The organism is Actimicrobium sp. CCI2.3, from assembly GCF_035019065.1.
Taxonomy (GTDB): Bacteria; Pseudomonadota; Gammaproteobacteria; order Burkholderiales; family Burkholderiaceae_D; genus Actimicrobium.
Map to the genome: position 1 here is coordinate 100,606 of NZ_JASJWR010000003.1, position 21,106 is coordinate 121,711.

At 58.1% G+C, this 21,106-nt stretch carries 20 protein-coding genes; 11 read left to right on the forward strand and 9 right to left on the reverse strand.

Annotation, left to right across the window (positions count from 1 at the left end; all coding sequences use genetic code 11):
* Nucleotide 1: 1 nt before the first annotated feature.
* Both QN370_RS02845 and QN370_RS02850 read left to right on the forward strand, forming a co-directional pair.
* A complete protein-coding gene (locus QN370_RS02845) occupies nucleotides 2–793 on the forward strand; it encodes a hypothetical protein (protein ID WP_322125625.1) in 792 nt (263 codons plus the stop codon).
* Nucleotides 794–904: 111 nt separating this feature from the next.
* Entirely contained in the window at nucleotides 905–1,867 is a 963-nt protein-coding gene (locus QN370_RS02850) for a restriction endonuclease (protein ID WP_322125626.1), read from the forward strand.
* A 51-nt stretch (nucleotides 1,868–1,918) separates the two neighbouring features.
* Here the strand turns inward: QN370_RS02850 and QN370_RS02855 are convergent, their stop codons facing one another.
* From QN370_RS02855 to QN370_RS02875, 5 genes are all read right to left on the reverse strand, one after another.
* A complete protein-coding gene (locus QN370_RS02855) occupies nucleotides 1,919–2,941 on the reverse strand; it encodes a nucleotidyl transferase AbiEii/AbiGii toxin family protein (RefSeq protein ID WP_322125627.1) in 1,023 nt (340 codons plus the stop codon).
* Nucleotides 2,934–3,530 (reverse strand): DUF6088 family protein, encoded by a 597-nt coding sequence (locus QN370_RS02860; protein WP_322125628.1) that lies wholly within the window; start codon nucleotides 3,528–3,530, stop codon nucleotides 2,934–2,936. Before QN370_RS02860 ends, QN370_RS02855 begins: the two co-directional genes overlap by 8 nt.
* Nucleotides 3,531–3,683: 153 nt before the next feature.
* Nucleotides 3,684–4,520, reverse strand: coding sequence for a type IV toxin-antitoxin system AbiEi family antitoxin domain-containing protein (locus QN370_RS02865; RefSeq protein ID WP_323581665.1), 837 nt, complete (start codon nucleotides 4,518–4,520; stop codon nucleotides 3,684–3,686).
* An 87-nt stretch (nucleotides 4,521–4,607) separates the two neighbouring features.
* Complete coding sequence (locus QN370_RS02870) at nucleotides 4,608–5,312, reverse strand: hypothetical protein (RefSeq protein ID WP_322125630.1); 705 nt, start codon at nucleotides 5,310–5,312, stop codon at nucleotides 4,608–4,610.
* Between the two features lie 4 nt (nucleotides 5,313–5,316).
* Complete coding sequence (locus tag QN370_RS02875) at nucleotides 5,317–5,931, reverse strand: carboxymuconolactone decarboxylase family protein (RefSeq protein ID WP_322125631.1); 615 nt, start codon at nucleotides 5,929–5,931, stop codon at nucleotides 5,317–5,319.
* 251 nt (nucleotides 5,932–6,182) lie between these two features.
* Between QN370_RS02875 and queE the strand changes: the two genes are divergently transcribed.
* From queE to QN370_RS02900, 5 genes are all read left to right on the forward strand, one after another.
* Entirely contained in the window at nucleotides 6,183–6,818 is a 636-nt protein-coding gene (gene queE / locus QN370_RS02880) for a 7-carboxy-7-deazaguanine synthase (RefSeq protein ID WP_322125859.1), read from the forward strand.
* Nucleotides 6,819–6,822: 4 nt separating this feature from the next.
* On the forward strand, nucleotides 6,823–7,269 hold the full coding sequence (queD, locus tag QN370_RS02885) for a 6-carboxytetrahydropterin synthase QueD (RefSeq protein ID WP_322125632.1): 447 nt from the start codon (nucleotides 6,823–6,825) through the stop codon (nucleotides 7,267–7,269).
* Nucleotides 7,262–7,747, forward strand: coding sequence for a tRNA adenosine(34) deaminase TadA (gene tadA, locus QN370_RS02890; protein ID WP_322125633.1), 486 nt, complete (start codon nucleotides 7,262–7,264; stop codon nucleotides 7,745–7,747). Before queD ends, tadA begins: the two co-directional genes overlap by 8 nt.
* Nucleotides 7,740–8,654, forward strand: coding sequence for a muramoyltetrapeptide carboxypeptidase (ldcA, locus tag QN370_RS02895; protein WP_322125634.1), 915 nt, complete (start codon nucleotides 7,740–7,742; stop codon nucleotides 8,652–8,654). The genes tadA and ldcA overlap by 8 nt, the downstream gene beginning before the upstream one ends.
* A gap of 70 nt (nucleotides 8,655–8,724) precedes the next feature.
* The gene (locus tag QN370_RS02900) at nucleotides 8,725–10,329 is read left to right on the forward strand and encodes an ABC-F family ATPase (protein ID WP_322125635.1); all 1,605 of its coding nucleotides are present in this window, start codon (nucleotides 8,725–8,727) and stop codon (nucleotides 10,327–10,329) included.
* 79 nt (nucleotides 10,330–10,408) lie between these two features.
* Here the strand turns inward: QN370_RS02900 and QN370_RS02905 are convergent, their stop codons facing one another.
* Nucleotides 10,409–11,023: an alternative oxidase gene (locus tag QN370_RS02905; RefSeq protein ID WP_322125636.1), complete on the reverse strand. Its 615-nt coding sequence runs from the start codon at nucleotides 11,021–11,023 to the stop codon at nucleotides 10,409–10,411.
* Nucleotides 11,024–11,283: 260 nt separating this feature from the next.
* Here QN370_RS02905 and nadA point away from each other — a divergent pair, with 260 nt between their 5' ends.
* The 3 genes from nadA to QN370_RS02920 all read left to right on the forward strand — a co-directional run bounded on the left by nadA (nucleotide 11,284) and on the right by QN370_RS02920 (nucleotide 13,985).
* A complete protein-coding gene (nadA, locus tag QN370_RS02910; protein WP_322125637.1) occupies nucleotides 11,284–12,423 on the forward strand; it encodes a quinolinate synthase NadA in 1,140 nt (379 codons plus the stop codon).
* Entirely contained in the window at nucleotides 12,420–13,283 is an 864-nt protein-coding gene (nadC, locus tag QN370_RS02915; protein WP_322125638.1) for a carboxylating nicotinate-nucleotide diphosphorylase, read from the forward strand. Before nadA ends, nadC begins: the two co-directional genes overlap by 4 nt.
* Before the next feature lie 201 nt (nucleotides 13,284–13,484).
* Complete coding sequence (locus QN370_RS02920; RefSeq protein ID WP_322125639.1) at nucleotides 13,485–13,985, forward strand: hypothetical protein; 501 nt, start codon at nucleotides 13,485–13,487, stop codon at nucleotides 13,983–13,985.
* Between the two features lie 513 nt (nucleotides 13,986–14,498).
* On the opposite strand, the gene nadB is transcribed toward QN370_RS02920, so the two are convergent.
* The 3 genes from nadB to QN370_RS02935 form a co-directional block, all read right to left on the reverse strand.
* Nucleotides 14,499–16,100, reverse strand: coding sequence for an L-aspartate oxidase (gene nadB / locus QN370_RS02925; RefSeq protein ID WP_322125640.1), 1,602 nt, complete (start codon nucleotides 16,098–16,100; stop codon nucleotides 14,499–14,501).
* A gap of 72 nt (nucleotides 16,101–16,172) precedes the next feature.
* A complete protein-coding gene (purT, locus tag QN370_RS02930; protein ID WP_322125641.1) occupies nucleotides 16,173–17,387 on the reverse strand; it encodes a formate-dependent phosphoribosylglycinamide formyltransferase in 1,215 nt (404 codons plus the stop codon).
* Nucleotides 17,388–18,020: 633 nt separating this feature from the next.
* The gene (locus QN370_RS02935) at nucleotides 18,021–19,685 is read right to left on the reverse strand and encodes an MFS transporter (protein ID WP_322125642.1); all 1,665 of its coding nucleotides are present in this window, start codon (nucleotides 19,683–19,685) and stop codon (nucleotides 18,021–18,023) included.
* A gap of 241 nt (nucleotides 19,686–19,926) precedes the next feature.
* Here QN370_RS02935 and QN370_RS02940 point away from each other — a divergent pair, with 241 nt between their 5' ends.
* Entirely contained in the window at nucleotides 19,927–21,105 is a 1,179-nt protein-coding gene (locus tag QN370_RS02940) for an acetyl-CoA C-acyltransferase (RefSeq protein WP_322125643.1), read from the forward strand.
* The last annotated feature ends 1 nt before the right edge of the window (nucleotide 21,106 follow it).

Consider the following 21,106-nt stretch of genomic DNA (forward strand, 5'->3'; position numbering starts at 1 on the left):
CATGACAGCCATTCTCGAACTCATCAAAGACCCGTACGAACGCAAAGCACGGGTGATACCTGGTCTGCTGGTCGCGCTGCCGTTGCTTGTGCCACTATTGTGCGTCTACGGCGCGAAGCATCCTGTACTCACTGGCGTTATTGGTTTGCTTGGGGGGTGTGGTGCCATCTATGCCTTGGCCAGCGTGGCGCGTGGCCGAGGCAAAAAGCTGGAAGAAACGTTGGTGAAAGAATGGGGTGGAATGCCGACCACCATTGCGTTGCGCCACCGCGATACGTTCCTGGACAGCATCAGCAAGCAGCGTTATCACGCTGTTATTGTGGCCAAGTTGGGCATCGTCATGCCGACTGCGCAGGAGGAGATGGCAGACCCGGCCAAGGCTGACGATATTTATATCGGAGCTACCAGGCGGCTTCGCGAACTCACGCGTGGCGACAAACAGCTCTTGCTCAAGGAGAACATCGCCTATGGTTTTCACCGCAACATGGTTGCGATGAAGCCGGTCGGGATGCTCGCATGTATCTTCGGCGTCGTCTACGGGCTACTGATCGCGAAAGCCCTGCAAGTCATTCCGCCACATTTTGCACCAGTCAACCTCGCGGACCCCGGTCTTGCTGCCGGTTTGACGCTCCTCATCTCCCTCGCGTTGCTTGTGGCGTGGGCCTTCTATTTCGATAAGGAAGCCGTTCGCCGTATGGGGTTCGTGTATGCGGAGCGCCTGTTTGAATGTCTGTCGTCGCTACCTTCCGCAGCTCCGCGGAAGCGTACCTCAAAGCCGGCAGCCACAAGTTGATCAGTACGTCTCGGGGGCTGATCCTGACGATATCGGTTAGACAGTATAGGTAACCGCTTAGTGCTGCTCGTTCACGATCAGATCCACGACAATTAAAACCGGAGATCCAGTATGCCCTTTACTTTTACCAAGACCGTTCACCCCATCAGCTTTTCCGATTTGTCCGGCCAGGAATTTGAACGTCTTGTGTTTGCCACCCTCCTGAGAATGTACGCTTGGCATACGCTCGATTGGACCGGCCAGACCGGTAGCGACGGCGGCCGTGACATCGTAGGCACTCGCGATGACGACTACGGCAATAGGATAACAGTCGTTGTGGCCTGCGCAAACTGGAAATCGTTCACGAGCACGAAGGGAAATTCCGACATCGACAAAATAGTGGATGGGCTTGGTGAGAATCCCCATGAGGTCATCGTCGTTGCCGGTAAATCGGTAAGTGCTGCCACCAAGGAAAAATGCCAAGCCCACGCCAAGAGCAGGGGGATTACGGTTTCCGAAGTGTGGTCCGGTTCCGAATTCGAAGAACGTCTGCGCTTCCACGCCGATTCGGTCTTTCAGCGGTTCTTCAGCGGCGAGGAACTTCCGGACGAAGCCTCTGCTTTACGGACCTTCGTTCAGCAACTCGATCCGACAACAGAGCGAGAAGCCGGGGAGCTTATTGCGCGGCTTTTCGACAGGCCAGCCTTCAGTACGCCAATTCGCAGCGAAAGCAACCTGCCGGCGTTCAGGCAGGCGATTGGAGATACGATTGGCGCGCTGAATACCGGTATTTGGCGTGATCGGGAGGGCGCGATCATCACGAGGATTTCAACCCGCCAGTCGTTCACGAGCGTTACCGTTAAGGATGCACTCGCGGAGTGCGTAACCGCGTTGACCGGGCTCAGGGTGATTTTCGATGAGGGGCTTCGAAACAATCACATCCAGCCGTGCCAATGCGGGAAAGCCGACTGTCCGACGTTCATGATTGAGCACGAGTACTGCGAACGGTTGGAAAACGAGCGTAGCAGAGTTCTTAATTATGCGGACGTAGCTCTTTCAGGACTTGGATCGAAAAAGCTATCTCGTCACGCATAGAACAGGCCGAACGAAACCAATGTCTCCTTCGTATCTCATGTCAATTGAATTTCATTGTGGTGGTTGTTTTGCATTGGCCCTCTGCTGGATCGCTTGGCATCGCTCCATCAGTGCTTCGAATGGCTCAGCGTCATCGAGGAATAAGCCGTCATCGACCATGTGCTGATAGTCGGTAGCCAATTTAGCCAACGCGCCGTCATCAGGTACAAGCTGGAGTCCACCTGCGACCGCTGCGTGATAGTCGATGGCATCGCCGTGCGTGTTTTTTTCTGCAAAGAACACGCTCTTGTGGTCGGCAACGGCGCGTGCAAGAGCTTTGTCCGCGATAGCTGCGGCGGCGAAGCCGGCAGCGTCCAGCCTCGTCACGTCGTGCCAGTGACGCGCGAAGCGATCACCACCGCGAAACTCGCCCTGCGCGCAAAAAACGTGAATCGCCGTAGACTTCTCCCAGAAGGTACGCTCGGCGCGCATCACCTGTGGTAGCGCGCTGGGAAACTCCACCCCTTGCAGATACGCGGCCGCATCGCAGCGGATTGCGCGTGGTTCGCTGGGCTCGCCAGTCGAGCGGGCGCCGAACTCCAACATGACGGCGGGCGCGACATAGCCGGTGCCGGTGGCCAGCGGTGTGTAGTCGATGAACACTTTATCGCCCTCGGCCCGCACGGTTGCCGGCAAGCCGTTTTCCTCAAGATCGTGCTTGAGACGCGGCACGATCTCGGCACCGACCCAGTCCGACAGGCGCGCACGAATCTCCTTGCTCCACTTTTTCTCCTGGCTCTTGCTGACCGGCAGCGGCGCATTCGCTTCACCCACCAGATCGGCGGCGATGGTACGGATGTCGTAAGTCAGGTCCACGTCTTCGGAGAAGCGCCGGATGACGCCATAGGCCTTTGACAAGGACGTGCCACCCTTGAATACCAAGTGGTCAGCGTAAGGGCCGGCAAAGAGGTGCCGCAGCGACCAGACCACCCAGATGTCTTTTTCCAGCAGATGGGGCAGCAGGCCCGATGTGTTCGCTGCGAGGTCGAGCGCCTCCAGGCGTTCGGCGGTTGAGAGCTGGAAGAATTCAGCCATAGGCCACCAGGGCGCTGATCTCTTGGGCCATCCACGTCGGCAGGCGCGACCGCGCCGAAGCGACTTCTTTAAGTTCGGACGGTGGCAGTTTGGCGCGCAGCTTCTGGATCGCTTCCCCGGCTTTTTCCGGGCCTAGCCAAGCCAGTGCCCGCACCACCTCGCCTGCAGCTCGCCCAGGGAAAATCAGTTGCCAAATTGGCGCGTGTCGGAACTCGATCATCTGCGCACCCAATTTCAAGCGGCGGCTGGGGCCGGACGTGAGATAGACCGCTCGCATTGGGACTTGCGTGGTCAGGCCTAGCGCGTTGGCGGCGGCGGCACCGTGCGACACGATGGTTTCCCCGCGCTGGTTTGCCAAGCCTTCGACCATCTTGACGGCCGACGGTGCGCGGGTGCCGAAGCGGCTTTCGACGGGCAGGACATAGATGCCGCGACCGGCGCGCAATAGGGCGCCGCGCTGCACAAGGCGGGACAATACTTGATCCACGGCTGCACGACGACCCAGGTGCAACAGTTCTTTGGCGACCAAAGGCGTGCCCTCCGGCGCTCCGGTGGCGTGTTCCAAGATTTGTTTGGCGAGGGTCTGCATGGCGATATCTCCTGATATGGAAGAAGTATGACGCTATTTCTGACACTTTTCAAGTCCCAAAGCTCGGGACAGTAAAGTCGAACGAAGGAATGCGCCGCCTGCCAGCACTCATAAGCGTGTTCGAGATCAGGGCAATATTGCGTTGTGGAATCATTAGCCAAGCCTTACGGTATCGAGTTCTTCAGGAGTCACGTTGAGCTGGAGCCGCCAACGTGAGAGGAATGCCCCTTCGGGGGGGAGCAGTGGATCAAGGCGCTGGTACGTTGCCGTCAGCATGCTGTGCAATGGTTCCAGTGCCGGCGCATCGGCTAGGCCATAGTGTTCCAGCAGGTAGCCGAGGCGTCGCACGACGGCGCCGACGCCGAGGCGTCGTGCGTAGTCCACCAGCCGTTCGACTTTCAGTACGTCCCGCTTCATCCACAAGCCCTTGGCAACTTCGGTAATGCCACCGACAAATGCCGGGTGTCGGAGCCCGTCGATGATCGTGCGCTCCATGTCGCTGATCATCACGAAGCGCTCCTTGTCGATCCAGTGCTTCGTGACCCCGAATTCTTGTTCCGCAGTGATGTGGATAAACCGAAAGTCATAGCCGCCGACCGTCTGCGGACGCACGCGCCGCGTACATGACACATACACGGTGAAGTTCGACTGCGTCACCATGCGGTGCAGTTCAAGCGCTGTACCGTGCGACAGGAAGTAGGGCGCGGCACCGGCGAGTTCACGCGCGATCAGGTACGGGCTGTCGATGTGCTCAGTGGCCCGGCCGAGTTCGAAGGGGACGAGGTTGTACAAACCGGGCTTCAGTCGCGTCACCAAGCCTCGCTGTTTAGCCTTGTGCACGAGATTTCGGGCCGCAGCAGCCGACAGGCCGGTGATCGAACCCACATCCGCCAAAGTGAACGTAGACCGGCGCAGTTCATTCAGCTCAATGAGGAGTTGCGCTGCCCGTGAGCCTAGCGTCTTTGTTTGCAAGTGATAGTTTGTGCTCAATTTGCGCCTCTAAAAGAAACGTAATGCGCAATAAATATAACATTACGATATCTGGCGGCAAGCTTGTCTCCCCACGGGGAAACGAATTCAGCGTAAAATGTAACGATAAGAATTCAATGGCGAAAGTCGCCATGGGACGCACCAAGAGTGAGTTGTTGGCGCAGGCGTGCCGTTGACCTTGGATTTCATGGTTTGGAACACTCTCGATGTATAGCGTTTGGTCATGAGAAATCGTTGCTTTATACTTGTTCCTTGAGAGGAAAAACGTAGGACGCAGTGGCTTCGATGGACTTCCAGCTCCTGTCGATAGTTGACGATTGATGTGGAAGAGTAGTCGCCGCACAAACCGAGTGCATCTCCCGCGCCAGTCAAAGCGTTTGTTTTTTGACGGTAAATATGACGGTAAATTAGATGTCCCATACAGAGAAAGCCTGTATTCATGCGGGTTTTCAGGCCTTGGAAACAATTGAGTGGGAATGAGGTTGGGGACCAACGCCAGATAGCAGTGTGTCTTCGAGCCCCTGATGTTTCAGGGGTTTTTTGCGTTTCGGGCAATGACGTCACCAGGAAGGCCAGATCGAACATGTCCGCCATCGTAGTACGACTAATTTGATTAGTCATTTGGACGGCGGTTTTGTCGCTGATACACTGCGCCCAAAATATTCCTCCCTGAACATCACCCAAGGAAAAGTCATTACGTCGTGAAGCCAGCTTACGTCGAACGCACGACGAACTCACGTCGAATACTGCGCGGCCCACCGCGCGCAGCAAGTCACTTTTCAATATGTTCAATCCATTATTCCGGGAAGCGCGGCATTTTCTTTGCATACTGCGGAGCTACGTATTGCGCCACGTTAAGCTGCATGGCCAAAAGCGTGTAATACGCGTTGATGCCGGTCAGATCGACCACACCCTTTTTGCCAAATCGCTTGTCTGCTCGGGCGAAGGTGGCATCGGACACGCGCTTGTTCTTGTGCAGTTCAGTCGAGAAATCATAGACAATTTCTTCATCTTCGGTCATGCCGGTCGGACGACGGCCATCGCCGATTGCATCCGCAACGCTTGCCTTGATGCCGGCTTTAAGTGCAATCGGGTAGTGATAATTCCATTCAAAATCTTGCGACCATTCGCGTGCAGTGACCAGAATCACCAATTCACTGAGCATATTGCCCAGTGCTGAGTTGAAGCGCAGATAGTCGCCAGTAGAACGGGCCAGCGTCATCACCTGCGGGCTATGCATCAACGGCTCGAATGGACCAAAGACCGGCATTTTTCGCGCAGTCATAAAATCATCCGCTGCCTTTTTTTGTTCCGCAGTATAGTTTTCTGGCGCAATGATCGGCAAACGATCCGTTGCGTGAGCGCCGGTTGCCAGAAGGGTGAGCAATAAAGTCGAATAAAGCAATTTCATATCAGTCTCCAGATTTTTCTCACTGAAGAAAAATTCTCCAGTTAATTTTGCTGCGGAACAATATCATAAGAAAAGTTTGTGAAAAAACACTTTGGGTGTGGATGATCGACGAGTTCAAGCGCGGTCCGGATTAACATCGCAACATGGCGCGCTTGCGCTTCCCGCCCTTCCCAATGCAATCTCGGGCACTCGGTTATACTTGCGCGCCCTTGAAGTCCAGTAGTGAATCGATCCAAAGCGAGGCCAGTGCAGTGACGTACAGCGTGAAAGAAATCTTCTACACCTTGCAGGGCGAGGGCACCCATGCCGGTCGTCCGGCGGTGTTTTGCCGCTTTGCCGGGTGCAATCTCTGGAGTGGTCGCGAGAGCGACCGGGCCACTGCGGTTTGCCAGTTCTGTGATACCGATTTTGTCGGCACCGATGGTGTGATGGGCGGCAAGTTCGCCGATGCCGCATCATTGGCCTCCACCGTCAACGGGCTGTGGCCGGCTGATTATCCGGCCAGCAAATTCATCGTCATCACTGGCGGCGAACCGATGCTGCAACTTGATATCGCGCTGATCGACGCCTTGCACGCGCAAGGTTTCATGATCGCCATCGAGACCAACGGGACCTTGCCGGTGCCGCCCGAAGTCGACTGGATTTGCGTGAGCCCGAAGATGGGCAGCAAGCTGGTCCAGCGCAGCGGCAACGAATTGAAAGTCGTCATTCCGCAGCTCGGACAAGACCTGCTGATGTATGAATCGCTGGATTTCGAACACTTTTATTTACAGCCGATGGATAGTCCGACGGCTGCCCGCAATACCGAACGCGCCATTGAACATTGCAAGCGCCACCCGAAGTGGAAGCTGAGCGTGCAAACCCATAAAATTTTACAGATACCGTAACGCCATGCTGACCATCACCCGCAAACTAGAATTCGACGCCGGCCACCGGATCCCCGACCACAAGAGCCAGTGCCGCAACCTGCACGGCCATCGCTACACGCTTGAAATCACGCTCACCGGAGGCGTTGTTGCCGCTGATGGCGCGTCCGACAATGGCATGATCATGGACTTCTCGGACGTCAAGACACTGGCCAAGCAAGCACTGGTCGATGTCTGGGACCACGCTTTTCTGGTCTACGAGAAGGACGACGCCGTGCGCGCCTTCCTCGACAGCCTGCCGGACCACAAGACCGTCGTATTGCCGCTGGTGCCAACGGTCGAGAATCTGGCCAGTATCGCTTTCGATATCCTCAAGGCGACCTATACCGACAATTTCGGTACCGGCCTGACGCTGCACAAGATCAAGCTCTACGAAACACCAAATTGCTGGGCTGAAGTCATCCATGGATGACACGGTCTTCATGCGCCTCGCCATGGACCAGGCGCACAATGCCTGGGCCCTGGGCGAGGTGCCGGTCGGCGCGATTCTAGTGAAAGACGGGCAGGTCGTCGCGACCGGCTTCAACCAGTCGATCGGCACGCATGATCCGACTGCGCATGCCGAGATCATGGCCTTGCGCGCCGGTGCCACGCTGCTGGGCAATTACCGGTTGCCCGGTTGCGAATTGTTTGTCACGCTGGAACCCTGCGCGATGTGTGCCGGAGCGATGATGCATGCGCGGCTTGCGCGTGTGGTCTACGGTGCGAGTGATCCGAAGACCGGTTGTTGCGGTTCGGTGCTCGACCTGTTCGGGCAAGAGAAATTGAATCACCATACCGGCCTGGTCGGTGGCGTACTGGCCGACGAATGCAGCGCGCTGCTGAAGGATTTTTTTGCCGAACGACGGCTTGCCCAAAAGCCGCTTTCCACCGGAGTTGCCAGTGAATGAGTCAACCGGAATCGCCCTGATTGCACCAAGCGGGTATGCCGCTGACACCGACGCCATTGAGCGCGCCATCGTCGGGTTGCAGCAGCAGGGCTACCGCGTGATCCGCCACTATGCTGCCGAGGAAAGGGAAGAGCGCTTCGCTGCCAGCGATGCCGTGCGCATCGCGCATCTGCATGCGGCCGCCAGCGACCCGGATGTCGAGATCGTGCTCTCCCTGCGCGGTGGTTACGGTTTGTCGCGCATCCTGCCGCAACTCGACTGGCCAATGCTGGCGGCAAGCGGCAAGCGCTTTGTCGGTCATAGCGATTTCACCGCTTTCCAGTTGGGCTTGCTGACGCAAACCGGTGCCGTCAGTTTTGCCGGACCAATGCTGTGCGACGACTTCACGCGTGAGCCGGCGAGCGCGTTCACGCACGCGCATTTCTGGCAGTGCCTGACCAGTCCTCAAACAGTCCTTCGCGTGGAGCAGGACGACAGCCCCGCCGTCAACACGGCTGGCATTCTGTGGGGCGGCAATCTGGCGATGGTCGCGCATCTGGTTGGCTCGCCTTACCTGCCACGCATCGAGGGCGGCATCCTGTTCCTTGAAGATATCAACGAGCATCCATTCCGGGTCGAGCGGATGCTGCTGCAATTGCTCCATGCGGGCGTGCTGGCAACCCAGAGCGCCATCGTGCTGGGTGATTTTTCGGGCTATCGCCTGAGCGACATCGACAACGGGTTTTGCTTCGCCTCGATGCTGGCACGCTTGCGCGCCACCTTGCCGATGCCGGTGCTGACCGGCCTGCCATTCGGCCACATCGTCGACAAGGTCACCTTGCCAGTGGGTGCGCCGGCCACGTTGCGCGGCGGCGCGCAGGGCTGGACCTTGTCCGTGGCCGGTTATCCGTTTTTGCCGCAGCGATAGCGCAAATCTGCTCGCTGCGCAATGGTAAAATGCGGGCCACATTTCAAATACGTTCGTAAGGATTTAATCAGTGCTCTCTACCGCTAACATCACGATGCAGTTCGGCGCCAAGCCATTATTTGAAAACATTTCCGTCAAGTTCGGCGATGGCAACCGTTACGGCCTGATCGGCGCGAACGGCTGCGGCAAATCCACCTTCATGAAAATCCTTGGCGGCGACCTCGATTCGTCAGCGGGTAACGTCATGCTCGACACCAACGAACGCCTCGGTAAATTGCGCCAGGATCAGTTCGCTTTCGAGGAAATGCGCGTACTCGATGTCGTCATGATGGGGCACACCGAAATGTGGGCAGCGATGGCCGAGCGTGACGCGATCTACGCGAACCCGGACGCCACCGACGACGATTACATGAAAGCCGCCGACCTCGAAGCGCGCTTTGCCGAATACGATGGCTACACGGCCGAAGCCCGTGCCGGCGAATTGCTGCTCGGCGTGGGCGTATCGATTGACCAGCATCAAGGCCCGATGAGCAACGTCGCCCCCGGCTGGAAATTGCGCGTCTTGCTGGCCCAGGCACTGTTCTCGAATCCGGACATCCTGCTGCTCGACGAACCAACCAACAACCTCGACATCAACACGATCCGCTGGCTTGAAGATGTGCTCAACGAGCGCAACTCGACCATGATCATCATTTCGCATGATCGCCATTTTCTGAACCAGGTCTGCACCCACGTTGCCGACATGGATTACGGCACGCTGAAAGTCTATCCGGGCAATTACGACGACTACATGTTCGCGTCGTCGCAAGCCCGCGCGCAGCAGTTGTCGGTCAACGCGAAAGCCAAGGACAAGGTCGCCGAACTGCAAGAGTTCGTACGTCGTTTCTCGGCCAACAAATCGAAAGCCCGCCAGGCCACCTCGCGCGCCAAGATGATCGACAAGATCAAGGTCGAAGACCTCAAGCCATCGAGCCGGGCCAATCCGTTCGTGCGTTTTGACGGCGAAAAGAAACTGCATCGTCAGGCCGTCGAGATCGCCGGTTTGTCAAAGACCTACGACCGCACCCTCTTCAAGAAATTCGACATCATGGTCGAAGCGGGCGAGCGTATCGCCATCATTGGTGCCAACGGTGCCGGTAAAACTACCTTGTTGCGTTGCATGGGCGGTGCGGAGTTGTGCGGACTCGATGGCGATGCTGGCAGCAAGATCAAATGGGCCGAGCATGCGAACGTCGGCTACATGCCGCAGGATCCGACCGAAGACTTTGCGACCGACAAGACATTGACCGAATGGATCGATCAGTGGACCAAGGAAGGCGATGACGATCAGGCCGTGCGCTCGATTCTCGGCCGCTTGCTGTTTGGCGGCGACGATGTGAAGAAGCCGGTCAAGGTACTGTCGGGTGGCGAAAAAGGTCGCATGATGTTTGGCAAGCTGATGCTGGGCCGGCATAACGTCTTGCTGATGGATGAGCCGACCAACCACATGGACATGGAATCGATCGAGTCGCTCAACGTCGCGCTGGAAAAATATACCGGCACGCTGATCTTCGTCTCGCATGACCGCGAATTCGTCCAGTCGCTGGCCACGCGCATTCTCGAAGTCAAGGAAAACGAAATCGTCGATTATCAGGGAACGTACGAAAATTATCTGGCTAGCCAGGGTATTGACTAACGCGTTGTCCGGATCGGTCAACACGTAAAAACGGAGCGCAGCGCGCTCCGGTTTTACGTGTGCGCAATGTGCGCCCGGATCAGCTCAGCTCGTCGGCAAACCGATGATTGACATCACGGTGACCGGCCTCGTCAGCACGCACGGCGATGACGACATCACGCAGGCGGGCATCAGGTGGCAGCTTCCAGTATTTGATGGCAATGGCCGGTGCCGGGATGTTCTCGTGCTCGCCGTTGTCGATGCCCGCCAGGTACTCGGTGTAGCTGTAAAACGCTTCTTCTTCAAAATAGCCGACGATGCGGTGTGCGGTCCTGGCCGAGAACAGGTAGATGAAAAAGTACAAGTTGTAAAACACCAGTTGCGTCACAAAAATCACCAGTCGTTCAAAGCCGGTTGGCTTGGCGATTTCAATGAAGGTCATCAAGTGCATCCGCTCGTTTTCGGCTTCGTCGAGCAGCGTGTGGACCCAGCCGTTGTCGTCTTTGATCAAACGCAAGGCTTTCAGATGCTGAAGCAAGCCGCCGACCATGCCGGGTACGGCAGCGACAGTTTCCAGTACCACTGCACGGTGGCCATACCGTTTGGCAAAAAACACGTCTGCCAGAAAGCGCAGGAACTTGGTAAATCTAAAGGCGAAGCGGTCGGACAAACCGCGTGGGTCGTGATGGATAGTGGTGTCTGCAGTGGCGCTCATGGGCTTTCCTGGTGGGTGGGCTGATCAGGAGGCGACGAACTATGGTCGCGACCTGCCTGATTCGGATTGCAGGATAGCATCGGGTTGGTTGACTCGTTGCCGGTCCAGCCCACATAGCGTGAGTGATATTTGCGATACCGTTCGGCATTTCGCCCGGTGCCGCGCCGGTGAGCCTGCAGCAATTGGTGCCATCCCGGGCAAAGCCCATTAAAATGCGGTGGTCCTCTCTTTTCTCGCCCCTCTTTTTTATCGTCGAATCCATGCCTACGCCAGCCATCCAGACCATCGAATTTGAACGCCCGCAAATGCAATCGGGCACCAGTTGCAGCGCGCAAGCCTGGGCCCGCGTGCCAGTCACGCCGACACCTGCCGAAAAAGTCGCCTTGAAAGAACGCATCAAGCGCCTGCTGATCGAAAAACAGGCCGTGCTGGTGGCCCATTATTACGTCGATGCCGACTTGCAGGATCTGGCCGAAGAAACCGGTGGCTGCGTTTCGGACTCACTCGAAATGGCGCGCTTCGGACGCGACCATCCGGCCAAAACACTGGTGGTCGCCGGCGTCCGGTTCATGGGCGAAACCGCCAAAATTCTCAGTCCGGAAAAGACCGTGCTGATGCCCGACCTCGATGCCACCTGTTCGCTTGATCTGGGTTGCCCGGCCGATGAATTTGCCGCTTTTTGCGATGCCCATCCGGACCGCACCGTGGTGGTCTATGCCAACACCAGTGCCGCCGTGAAGGCCAGAGCCGACTGGATGGTGACCTCCTCGATCGGGCTCGACATCGTCGCGCACCTGCACGCACAGGGCAAAAAAATCCTGTGGGCACCGGACAAACATCTTGGCGGCTATATCCAGAAACAGACGGGTGCCGACATGCTGTTGTGGCAGGGATCGTGCCTCGTGCATGACGAGTTCAAGGGCGTCGAACTGGAATTGCTGATCAGCGAACATCCGGAGGCGATGGTGCTGGTCCATCCCGAGTCACCCGCTGCGGTGGTGGCGCTGGCTGATGTGGTCGGCTCAACCTCGCAACTGATCGCCGCGACATTGACACCGGGCGTCGAGTCCTTCATCGTCGCCACCGACAACGGCATCCTGCACAAGATGCGTTTGGCTGCTCCCGGCAAGACCTTCATCGAAGCGCCGACCGCCGGCAATAGTGCGACGTGCAAGAGCTGTGCGCATTGTCCGTGGATGGCCATGAATGGTTTGCAGAATCTGGCTGACGTTCTTGAATCGTTGGGTAACACGATCGATGTCGATCCTGTCATCAGCACCAAGGCCAAAGTCTGCATCGACCGCATGCTTGATTTTGCCGCGCAAAAGAAAGCCAACGTGCGGCCGTCTGCCGACCTCGCGCAGGAACAGCAACTTTTTTCAGGGATTGGACCAGCATGAGTAACCTCGTCAATCCGTTCGCGCCTTTCGAGCCTGCGCTGGTCGCCGCGCTGAACGCTAATGTTGCGCTGGCACTGGAAGAAGATGTCGGCAGCGGTGACGTCACCGGCTTGCTGGTACCCGACGAGGCAATCGTGCAAGCGCGTGTGATCGTGCGCGAGGTAGCGGTGCTGTGCGGCGCACCGTGGTTCGAGGCGGTGATGACGCAACTGGATGCGCGCATCCGTATCGACTGGCATTACAACGAAGGCGAATTGATGCGGGCTGACAGCGTGGTTTGCCAGATCGAAGCACCGGCGCGGGCGTTGCTGACGGGCGAACGCAGCGCACTGAATTTCTTGCAGATGATGTCCGGCGTAGCCAGCCAGACCCGGCGCTACGTCCATCTGGTCGCCGGTACCCCCGCCGGTATTCTTGATACCCGCAAGACCTTGCCCGGCCTGCGGCTCGCGCAAAAATATGCGGTGCGGGTCGGTGGCGGGGCGAACCAGCGACTGGCCTTGTATGACGGCATCCTGATCAAGGAAAACCATATTGCCGCTGCAGGTGGCGTGCGGCTGGCGATGGAAAAAGCCTTTGCGTTGAACGCCGGCGTGACGATACAGATCGAGGTCGAATCGATCGATCAGTTGAAGGAAGCGCTGGCGGCGGGTGCGCGCTCGGTATTGCTGGATAATTTTTCGCTGGAGCAGATGCGTGAAGCTGTCGTGCTCACCTCCGGCGCTGCATTGCTGGAGGCGTCGGGCGGGATCAATTTTGATACCGTGCGTGCGATTAGCGAAACCGGTGTGGACCGGATCTCGATTGGTAGTCTGACCAAGGATGTACGGGCGACGGATTATTCGTTGCGGATTATCTAGTGCATTCGGTGCAATGCCCTTCGGTTATTGCACCCTACCTGACTGCGCTATCTAGCCGATATCGTGGTGCTCCTCACTCGACGCTACTCGTCCAGTAGCGACCGCTGAGCAACCCGGGAGAAATCCTTGGTGAGCTATTTTTTCCTAATGGTGTGGGCATCCCTCGATCAACCATCTGCACATCTATGCCATGATGGCACCATGAAAATACTCTTGCGTTTATTCGGACTTCTTCATGGCTTGATGGCGTGTCTGTTTGCCTGCGCTGCGCTCATGCTGATTGCCATTGCTGCCCATATGGGATGGTTGGCCGTCGTGGGTACTTGGGACCGGGCTGCAGCGCAGGCAGTTATCGGGGCGCTAGGGATATTGACAGTCGCCGTCGTCGCTCTGCAAATCGCCGAAACGATCATTGAAGAAGAGGTCATTCGCGACGCCGACATCAGCGCTCCGACCAGGGTTCGCCGATTTTTGTCACGGTTCCTGGTGGTCATTGTGGTGTCGCTGTCCATTGAAGGCTTGGTCGCCACCTTCAAAGCGCAAGAAGATCCCATACAACTCATGTACGCCGCCAGCATGTTGGTGGGAGTCGGCGTGCTGCTGGCTTCGTGGGGACTATTCATATACCTCAACCGCTCGGCCGAGGAATTGGAACCGGGGGCAATGGAAGATGCAAAGCGCGAAGACCACAAGGTTGGGTAGCGTTCCTATTTCATCCGCCACGCAGAACCGAATCCCAGTCGCGTCATTGCCCATCGTGTTCACGATCGGCGAGTGCTACACGCGAGACGAGATTCATGATGTACTCGGCGGTAGCAAGGTGTCCTGTCTGCCAAGCGTAGATGGCAGGTTGGTCGCAGCTTGCCTGACTTTGAAGTTCAGTCCAGCAGCACCAGCAGTGGTGCTGTGTGGTCAAGGTCCCAAAACCACTCCTGCTAGCCGGCACTTTGCGTTACAGCGCGAAAAACTTCCGATATTCATCAAAGAAGCCGCTGGCCGATGGCAGTTTCGCGGTGATTTTCGGGTGGTGGAGTTTTTAGTGCGCGGACCCCGCTTTGAAGAATTCATCGCCGGCTCGGGTCGTTCGTTGGCAAGCGTGTCCTATGTCGTATTACTGCGGCCAGACTAGCGTTCCCGTTGACCTTTTTGATTGTGCGGTGCCGGAGCGTTGGGTGCAATGCCCTTCGGTTATTGCACCCTACTTGACTGGTGGCGTTAGCGCCAGTCCGGCGACAGCACCGTCGGCAGCGCCTTCGGCAAGGTATCCGGAAAGTCCCGGCTGAAATGCAGGCCGCGACTTTCGCGCCGTGACAGCGCGCTGTGCACGATCAGCGACGCCACCTCGACGAGGTTGCGCAATTCCAGCAAGTCGCGCGTGATCCGGAAGTGCGCGTAGTACTCGTCGATTTCTTCCTTGAGCAAACGAATCCGGTGCTGGGCGCGTTCGAGCCGCTTGGTCGTACGCACGATGCCAACGTAATTCCACATGAAGCGGCGCAGCTCGTCCCAGTTGTGCGACAGCACGACTTGTTCGTCAGCATTGTTGACGCGGCTTTCATCCCAGGCGGGCAGCGGGATTTCTGTGCGGGCCGGTTGCTGTTCGATGAATTGCGCCGCGGCGCGACCGAGCACGATGCATTCGAGCAGTGAATTGCTGGCCAGCCGGTTGGCACCATGCAGGCCGGTGTAGGACGTCTCGCCTACGGCGTACAAGCCCGGCAAGTCAGTGCGTCCGGACAGGTCCGTGACCACGCCGCCGCAGGTGTAATGCGCAGCCGGTACGACCGGGATCGGCTCTTTGGTGATGTCGATACCCAGTTCCAGGCAGCGCGCCAGGATGGTCGGAAAATGCTCTAGCAAAAATTCCGGTGACTTGTGGCTGATGTCGAGGTCGACGTAATCGAGGCCACGTTTTTTCATTTCGGCGTCGATGGCGCGCGCAACGATATCGCGCGGTGCGAGTTCGGCGCGCTCGTCCTGTTCCAGCATGAAACGCGTACCAGCGGCGTCCCCGGCGGCAGCGGGCAATTTCAGCATGCCGCCTTCGCCGCGTACGGCTTCGGTGATCAGGAATGATTTCGCATACGGGTGGTACAAACAGGTCGGATGGAACTGGATGAATTCCATGTTGGCGACGCGGCAACCTGCGCGCCAGGCCATCGCGATGCCGTCACCTGTCGCGGTGTCCGGATTGGTCGTGTACAGGTAGACCTTGCCGGCACCGCCAGTGGCCAGCACCGTGTGGTCGGCCGCAATCGTGCTGACCTTGCCGCTCTTGACGTCCTGCACGTACAGGCCGAGGCAATGCGGTTCTTCGCCGCCGCCGGGCAGCTTGTTCGACTTGATCACGTCGATGGCGTAGTGATGTTCGAGCAGCGTGATGTTCGGATTGTTGCGCACGATCTGTTCGAGCGTGACTTGCACCGCATGGCCGGTCGCATCGGCCGCGTGGATGATGCGGCGCTGGCTGTGGCCGCCCTCGCGCGTCAGGTGAAAACCCAGTTCGGCGGTGTCGTCACGGGTGAATGGCACTCCTTGTTCGATCAGCCATTCGATCGCTTCGCGGCCATGTTCGATGATGAAGCGGGTCGCGCTTTCATCGCACAACCCGGCACCGGCCACCAGTGTGTCGGCGACATGTTCGGCGTAGCTGTCACCGGAGTCGAGCACTGCGGCAATGCCGCCCTGGGCCCAGTTACTGGCCCCGTCGAGCAGTTCGCGCTTGGAGATGACAACGACCTTGCGGGTTTTTGCGAGGTGCAAGGCGACGGACAATCCGGCCAGTCCGCTGCCGACGATGGCGACATCAAATTTCATGGTGATTATTTTTGTTCGTTGAAAGGAGTACCGACTATAGGTTATTTTTGCATTGCCGTTTGGCGGGGCCTGTCAGGCTTCGGGCAGGACCGGAATCACCTTGGCAGCAGCCGCTTTGGCGTTGTTGCGCGCCGTCTCGATATCGGCAGCGACAGCCAGCGCGACACCCATGCGCCGGTGCGCAAAGGACTCCGGCTTGCCGAACAGGCGGATGTCGGTGCCGGGGATGCGCAACGCATTGGCGACACCATCGAAGCCGATGCCTTTGGCATCATGACGGCCATAAATCACTGCCGATGCACCTGGTGCTTTTAACGCGACATTGACGGGCAGGCCGAGGATGGCCTTGGCGTGGATTTCAAATTCACTCTGCACCTGGCTGGCCATGGTGACCATGCCGGTGTCATGCGGACGCGGGCTGACTTCCGAGAACCAGACCTGGTCGCCCTTGACGAACAGCTCAACGCCGAACAGGCCGCGTCCGCCAAGGTTGTCGGTGACCGCCTTGGCAATGGCTTGCGCATTGACCAGCGCCGTCGACGCCATCGGGTGCGGCTGCCAGCTTTCGACGTAATCGCCATTGACCTGGATATGACCGATCGGCTCGCAGAAGGACGTGATGACGACGCCGTGTTCATCGAGCGAGCGCACGGTCAGCAGGGTGATTTCGTACTCGAAATCGATGAAGCCCTCGACAATGACCCGACCGGCATCAACGCGGCTACCGGCCGCAGCGTAATCCCAGGCGGCCGCAACTTCATCGGGGCCATCAAGCTTCGATTGGCCTTTGCCGGACGACGACATGACCGGCTTGATGATGCACGGAAAACCGATCTCGGCACACGCCGCCTGCAGCTCGGCCTTGCTGTCGGCGAAGCGATACGGCGAGGTCGGCAAGTGCAATTCTTCGGCAGCGAGACGGCGGATGCCTTCGCGATTCATCGTCAGCCAGGCAGCGCGTGCGGTCGGGATCACCGTCACTTCGCCGGCTTGTTCGAGTTCCATCAGGCGGGTGGTGGCGATGGCTTCGATTTCGGGGACGACCAGATCCGGTTTTTCCAGCGCGATCAGCGCAGCCAATGCGTCGCCGTCGGCCATGTTGATCACGTGCGCGCGGTGGGCAACTTGCTGGCCGGGGGCATCGGCATAGCGGTCAACGGCGATGACTTCGACGCCCAGTCGTTGCAACGCAATGATGACTTCCTTGCCCAGTTCGCCGGACCCGAGCAGCATGACTTTGGTGGCGTTGGACGAGAGCGGGGTGCCGAAGCGGACAGGAGTTTTCATGGAGCGTGCCAGTGTGGGAAAAGTGACCCGCATGATACCGCCTGCATCGGATTGATTGGGTTTTCGGGAATAAAAAGTGGGAGATATTTTGCTGGGAAATGGTGGTTGTGAGTAGTACGAGGATGTGGGACCGTCGTCGGTGTACATGGTGCAATACCCTCCGTTTATGGCAACTTACGGATGGATGTCGGTGCGCCACCCGCTCATTCTCGTAGGGTGCAATAACCGAAGGGCATTGCACCAAATGCACTGGTCGAGGTATTCAATACCCTTACCTGCCACGGTCATCGGATGCTGAAACATTAGGCACTCCGCCACGACCTAGCCGGGGACGGCCCGGCAGCCGGTTACTTCTTTTTGCTTCGCCAAAAAGAAGTAACCAAGAAAAAGGCGACCGCGAGGCGGCTGCCCTTCGGGTTCCCAAAAACGGTAGTCAGTCAAGGGGAGGGTCGCAAACTCGCTTCGCTCAGACATGCGCCCCTCTTATCCCTTGCCTGACTACCGTTTTTGGCAGCTGCCTCAATGCGGAACACGTCAAAGGCTACTTCAACGTCAACGTCAAAACCAACGTCAAAACCAACGTCAAAACCACAATACAAGGGTGCAATAACCGAAGGGCATTGCACCGCCTCCTCAGCGATCCTCCGCATACATATCCTTCCCCCTGGTTTCCTTGACGAACAACATGCCAACGACAAAACAGGCACCCGCAATCACGACCGGATACCAGAGACCGTAATAAATGTCGCCCTTGTAAGCCACCAGCGCAAAGGCGGTGGTTGGCAACAAGCCGCCGAACCAGCCGTTTCCGAGGTGATACGGCAGCGACATCGCGCTGGTGCGAATCCGGGTCGGGAACATTTCGACGAGCATCGCGGCGATCGGGCCGTAGACCATCGTTACGTAAATCATCAGGATCGTCAGCAACAGCAGCACCATCGGCGTATTTATCTGGTCGGGGTCGGCTCGGGATGGATAGCCGGCCGCCTTGATCGCTTCACCGACTTCCTTCTTGAAAGCCTTTTCCCTGGCCGCCGCGTCGTCTGGCGACAGGATATCGACGTCATATCCCTCAATGATTTTGTTGCCGATGGTGATCGAGGCCAGCGAACCGGACGGACCGGCGACGTTGCGATAATTGACCGAGGCATTGGCCAGCACGGTGCGCGACCGATCACAGGACGAGGTAAATTTTTTGGTGTCGGTCGGGTTGAACAGGAACTGGCAGGTCGACGGGTCGGCGGTGACGACGACCGGCGAATTGATCAGTGCGGATTCGAGTGCCGGATTGGCGTAGTGGGTCAGTCCATGAAAAAGCGGAAAAGTGGTCAATGCCGCAATCAGCATGCCGCCCATGATGATTGGCTTGCGACCTATCCTGTCCGACAGTGATCCGAAGATCAGGAAGAACGGTGTGCCGATCAGCAGGGCAGCGGCGATCAGGATGTTCGCCGTCGAGCTATCGACCTTCAGCGTTTGCGTCAAAAAAAACAGCGCATAGAACTGGCCGGTGTACCAGACCACGGCTTGTCCGGCAGTCAGGCCGATCAGCGCGAAAATCACGGTCTTCAGGTTTTTCCACTGACCGAAGGCTTCCGCCAGCGGTGTCTTCGAGTCCTTGCCTTCGGCTTTCATGCGCGTGAAGGCGGGTGATTCGTCCATCGACAACCGAATCCAGACCGACACCGCCAGCAGAAAGACGGAGAGCAGAAATGGTACGCGCCAGCCCCATTGTGCAAAGGCAGTTTCGCCAACTGCGGTGCGCGTGCCGAGGATCACCAGCAGCGACAGGAACAGGCCCAGCGTGGCGGTGCTCTGGATCCAGGCGGTAAATGCACCGCGCCGGTCGTCGGGCGCATGCTCGGCCACATACGTCGCTGCACCACCATATTCGCCGCCCAGCGCAAGGCCCTGCACGATGCGCAGCGTGACCAGGACGATGGGCGCGGCAATGCCGATAGCGGCATAGTTCGGCAAAATACCCACCAGAAAAGTCGACGCACCCATCAGTACGATCGTGATCAGAAAAGTCGTTTTGCGACCGATCAGGTCGCCGAGACGGCCGAATACCAGCGCGCCGAACGGCCGCACGATAAAGCCGGCAGCAAACACCATCAACGCAAAAATGAATGCGGTGTTGTCGTCCGTGCCGGCAAAAAATTGCCTGGCGATGATGACCGCAAGCGCGCCATACAGATAAAAGTCATACCACTCGAAGAGGGAGCCCAGCGACGCCGCAAAAATGACTTTACGCTGCTTCGGAGTGATCTTGCGCGATGCCGGCGCTGCTCTAGCCATATGGTCTCCTGATGGTCTGTTTTGTCTCGTCATGCGCCCGCCGGTGGCACATGAACGGATACTGCCGGGTAGTGGCATCGCAGTGTGCGATGTCAAACTTACGGGATTCTTGCGGCCGGGTTTTCACTTTTACTGCCACGGAATAATTTGCGAACGACCGTACTTAATCATGCTATTCTCGATTCCCGTTGCAGTACCAATCGCACCGACAGCCCGCTTCCATCCCTTTCAGGAGACCTAAATGACCGACGCAGTCATCGTATCTACCGCACGTACCGCTCTTGCCAAATCCTGGAAAGGCGCGTTCAACATGACCCACGGCGCCACGCTGGGCGGTCACGCACTCAAGCACGCGATCGCGCGCGCCGGCATCGATGCCGGTGAAGTCGAAGACGTCATCATCGGTTGTGCGACTCCTGAAGGTGCCACCGGCAGCAACATCGCGCGCCAGATTGCCTTGCGTGCCGGCTGTCCGATCACCACTGGAGGCATGACCATCAACCGCTTCTGCTCGTCGGGCCTGCAAACCATCGCCACCGCAGCACAGCGCATCATTGCCGGCGAAGGCGATATCTACGCTGCCGGCGGTGTCGAGTCGATCTCCTGCGTGCAACAGGAAGCCAACACCCACATGCTGCGCGAAGTCTGGCTGCAGCAAAACAAGCCGGAGCTGTACTGGCCGATGCTGCAAACCGCCGAGACCGTCGCCAAGCGCTACCACATCAGCCGCGAGCGCCAGGACACCTACGGCGCACAAAGCCAGCAGCGTGCGCATGCCGCCCTGCTGGCCGGCAAGTTCGATGCAGAGATCGCCCCGATGACCACCATCATGGGCGTCGCCGACAAGGCCACCGGCATGCTGGTCAGCCGCGAAGTGACGATCTCGGCCGATGAAGGTATCCGTGCAGACACGACCTATGAAGCCGTCTCGAAGATCCGCAGCGCGGTCCCCGGCGGCGTGATTTCGGCGGGCAATGCCAGCCAGTTTTCGGATGGTGCTTCCGTCGCCATCCTCATGAACAGCCAAGTCGCCGAAGCGCGCGGGCTGACCCCGCTGGGCATTTATCGCGGCTTTGCAATCGCCGGTTGCGAGCCGGACGAAATGGGTATCGGCCCGGTCTATGCGATTCCGAAGTTGCTGAAAAAAGCTGGCCTGAAAGTCGAGGACATCGGCTTGTGGGAACTCAATGAAGCCTTCGCCGTGCAAGTGCTGTATTGCGCCGACACGCTCGGCATTCCGCTTGATCGCCTCAATGTCAACGGCGGTGCGATTGCAGTTGGTCATCCGTACGGCGTGTCGGGTGCCCGCCTGACCGGTCATGCGCTGATCGAAGGCAAACGTCGTGGCGTCAAGTATGTCGTCGTGACGATGTGCATCGGTGGCGGGCAGGGCGCGGCGGGATTGTTTGAAGTGATTTAAG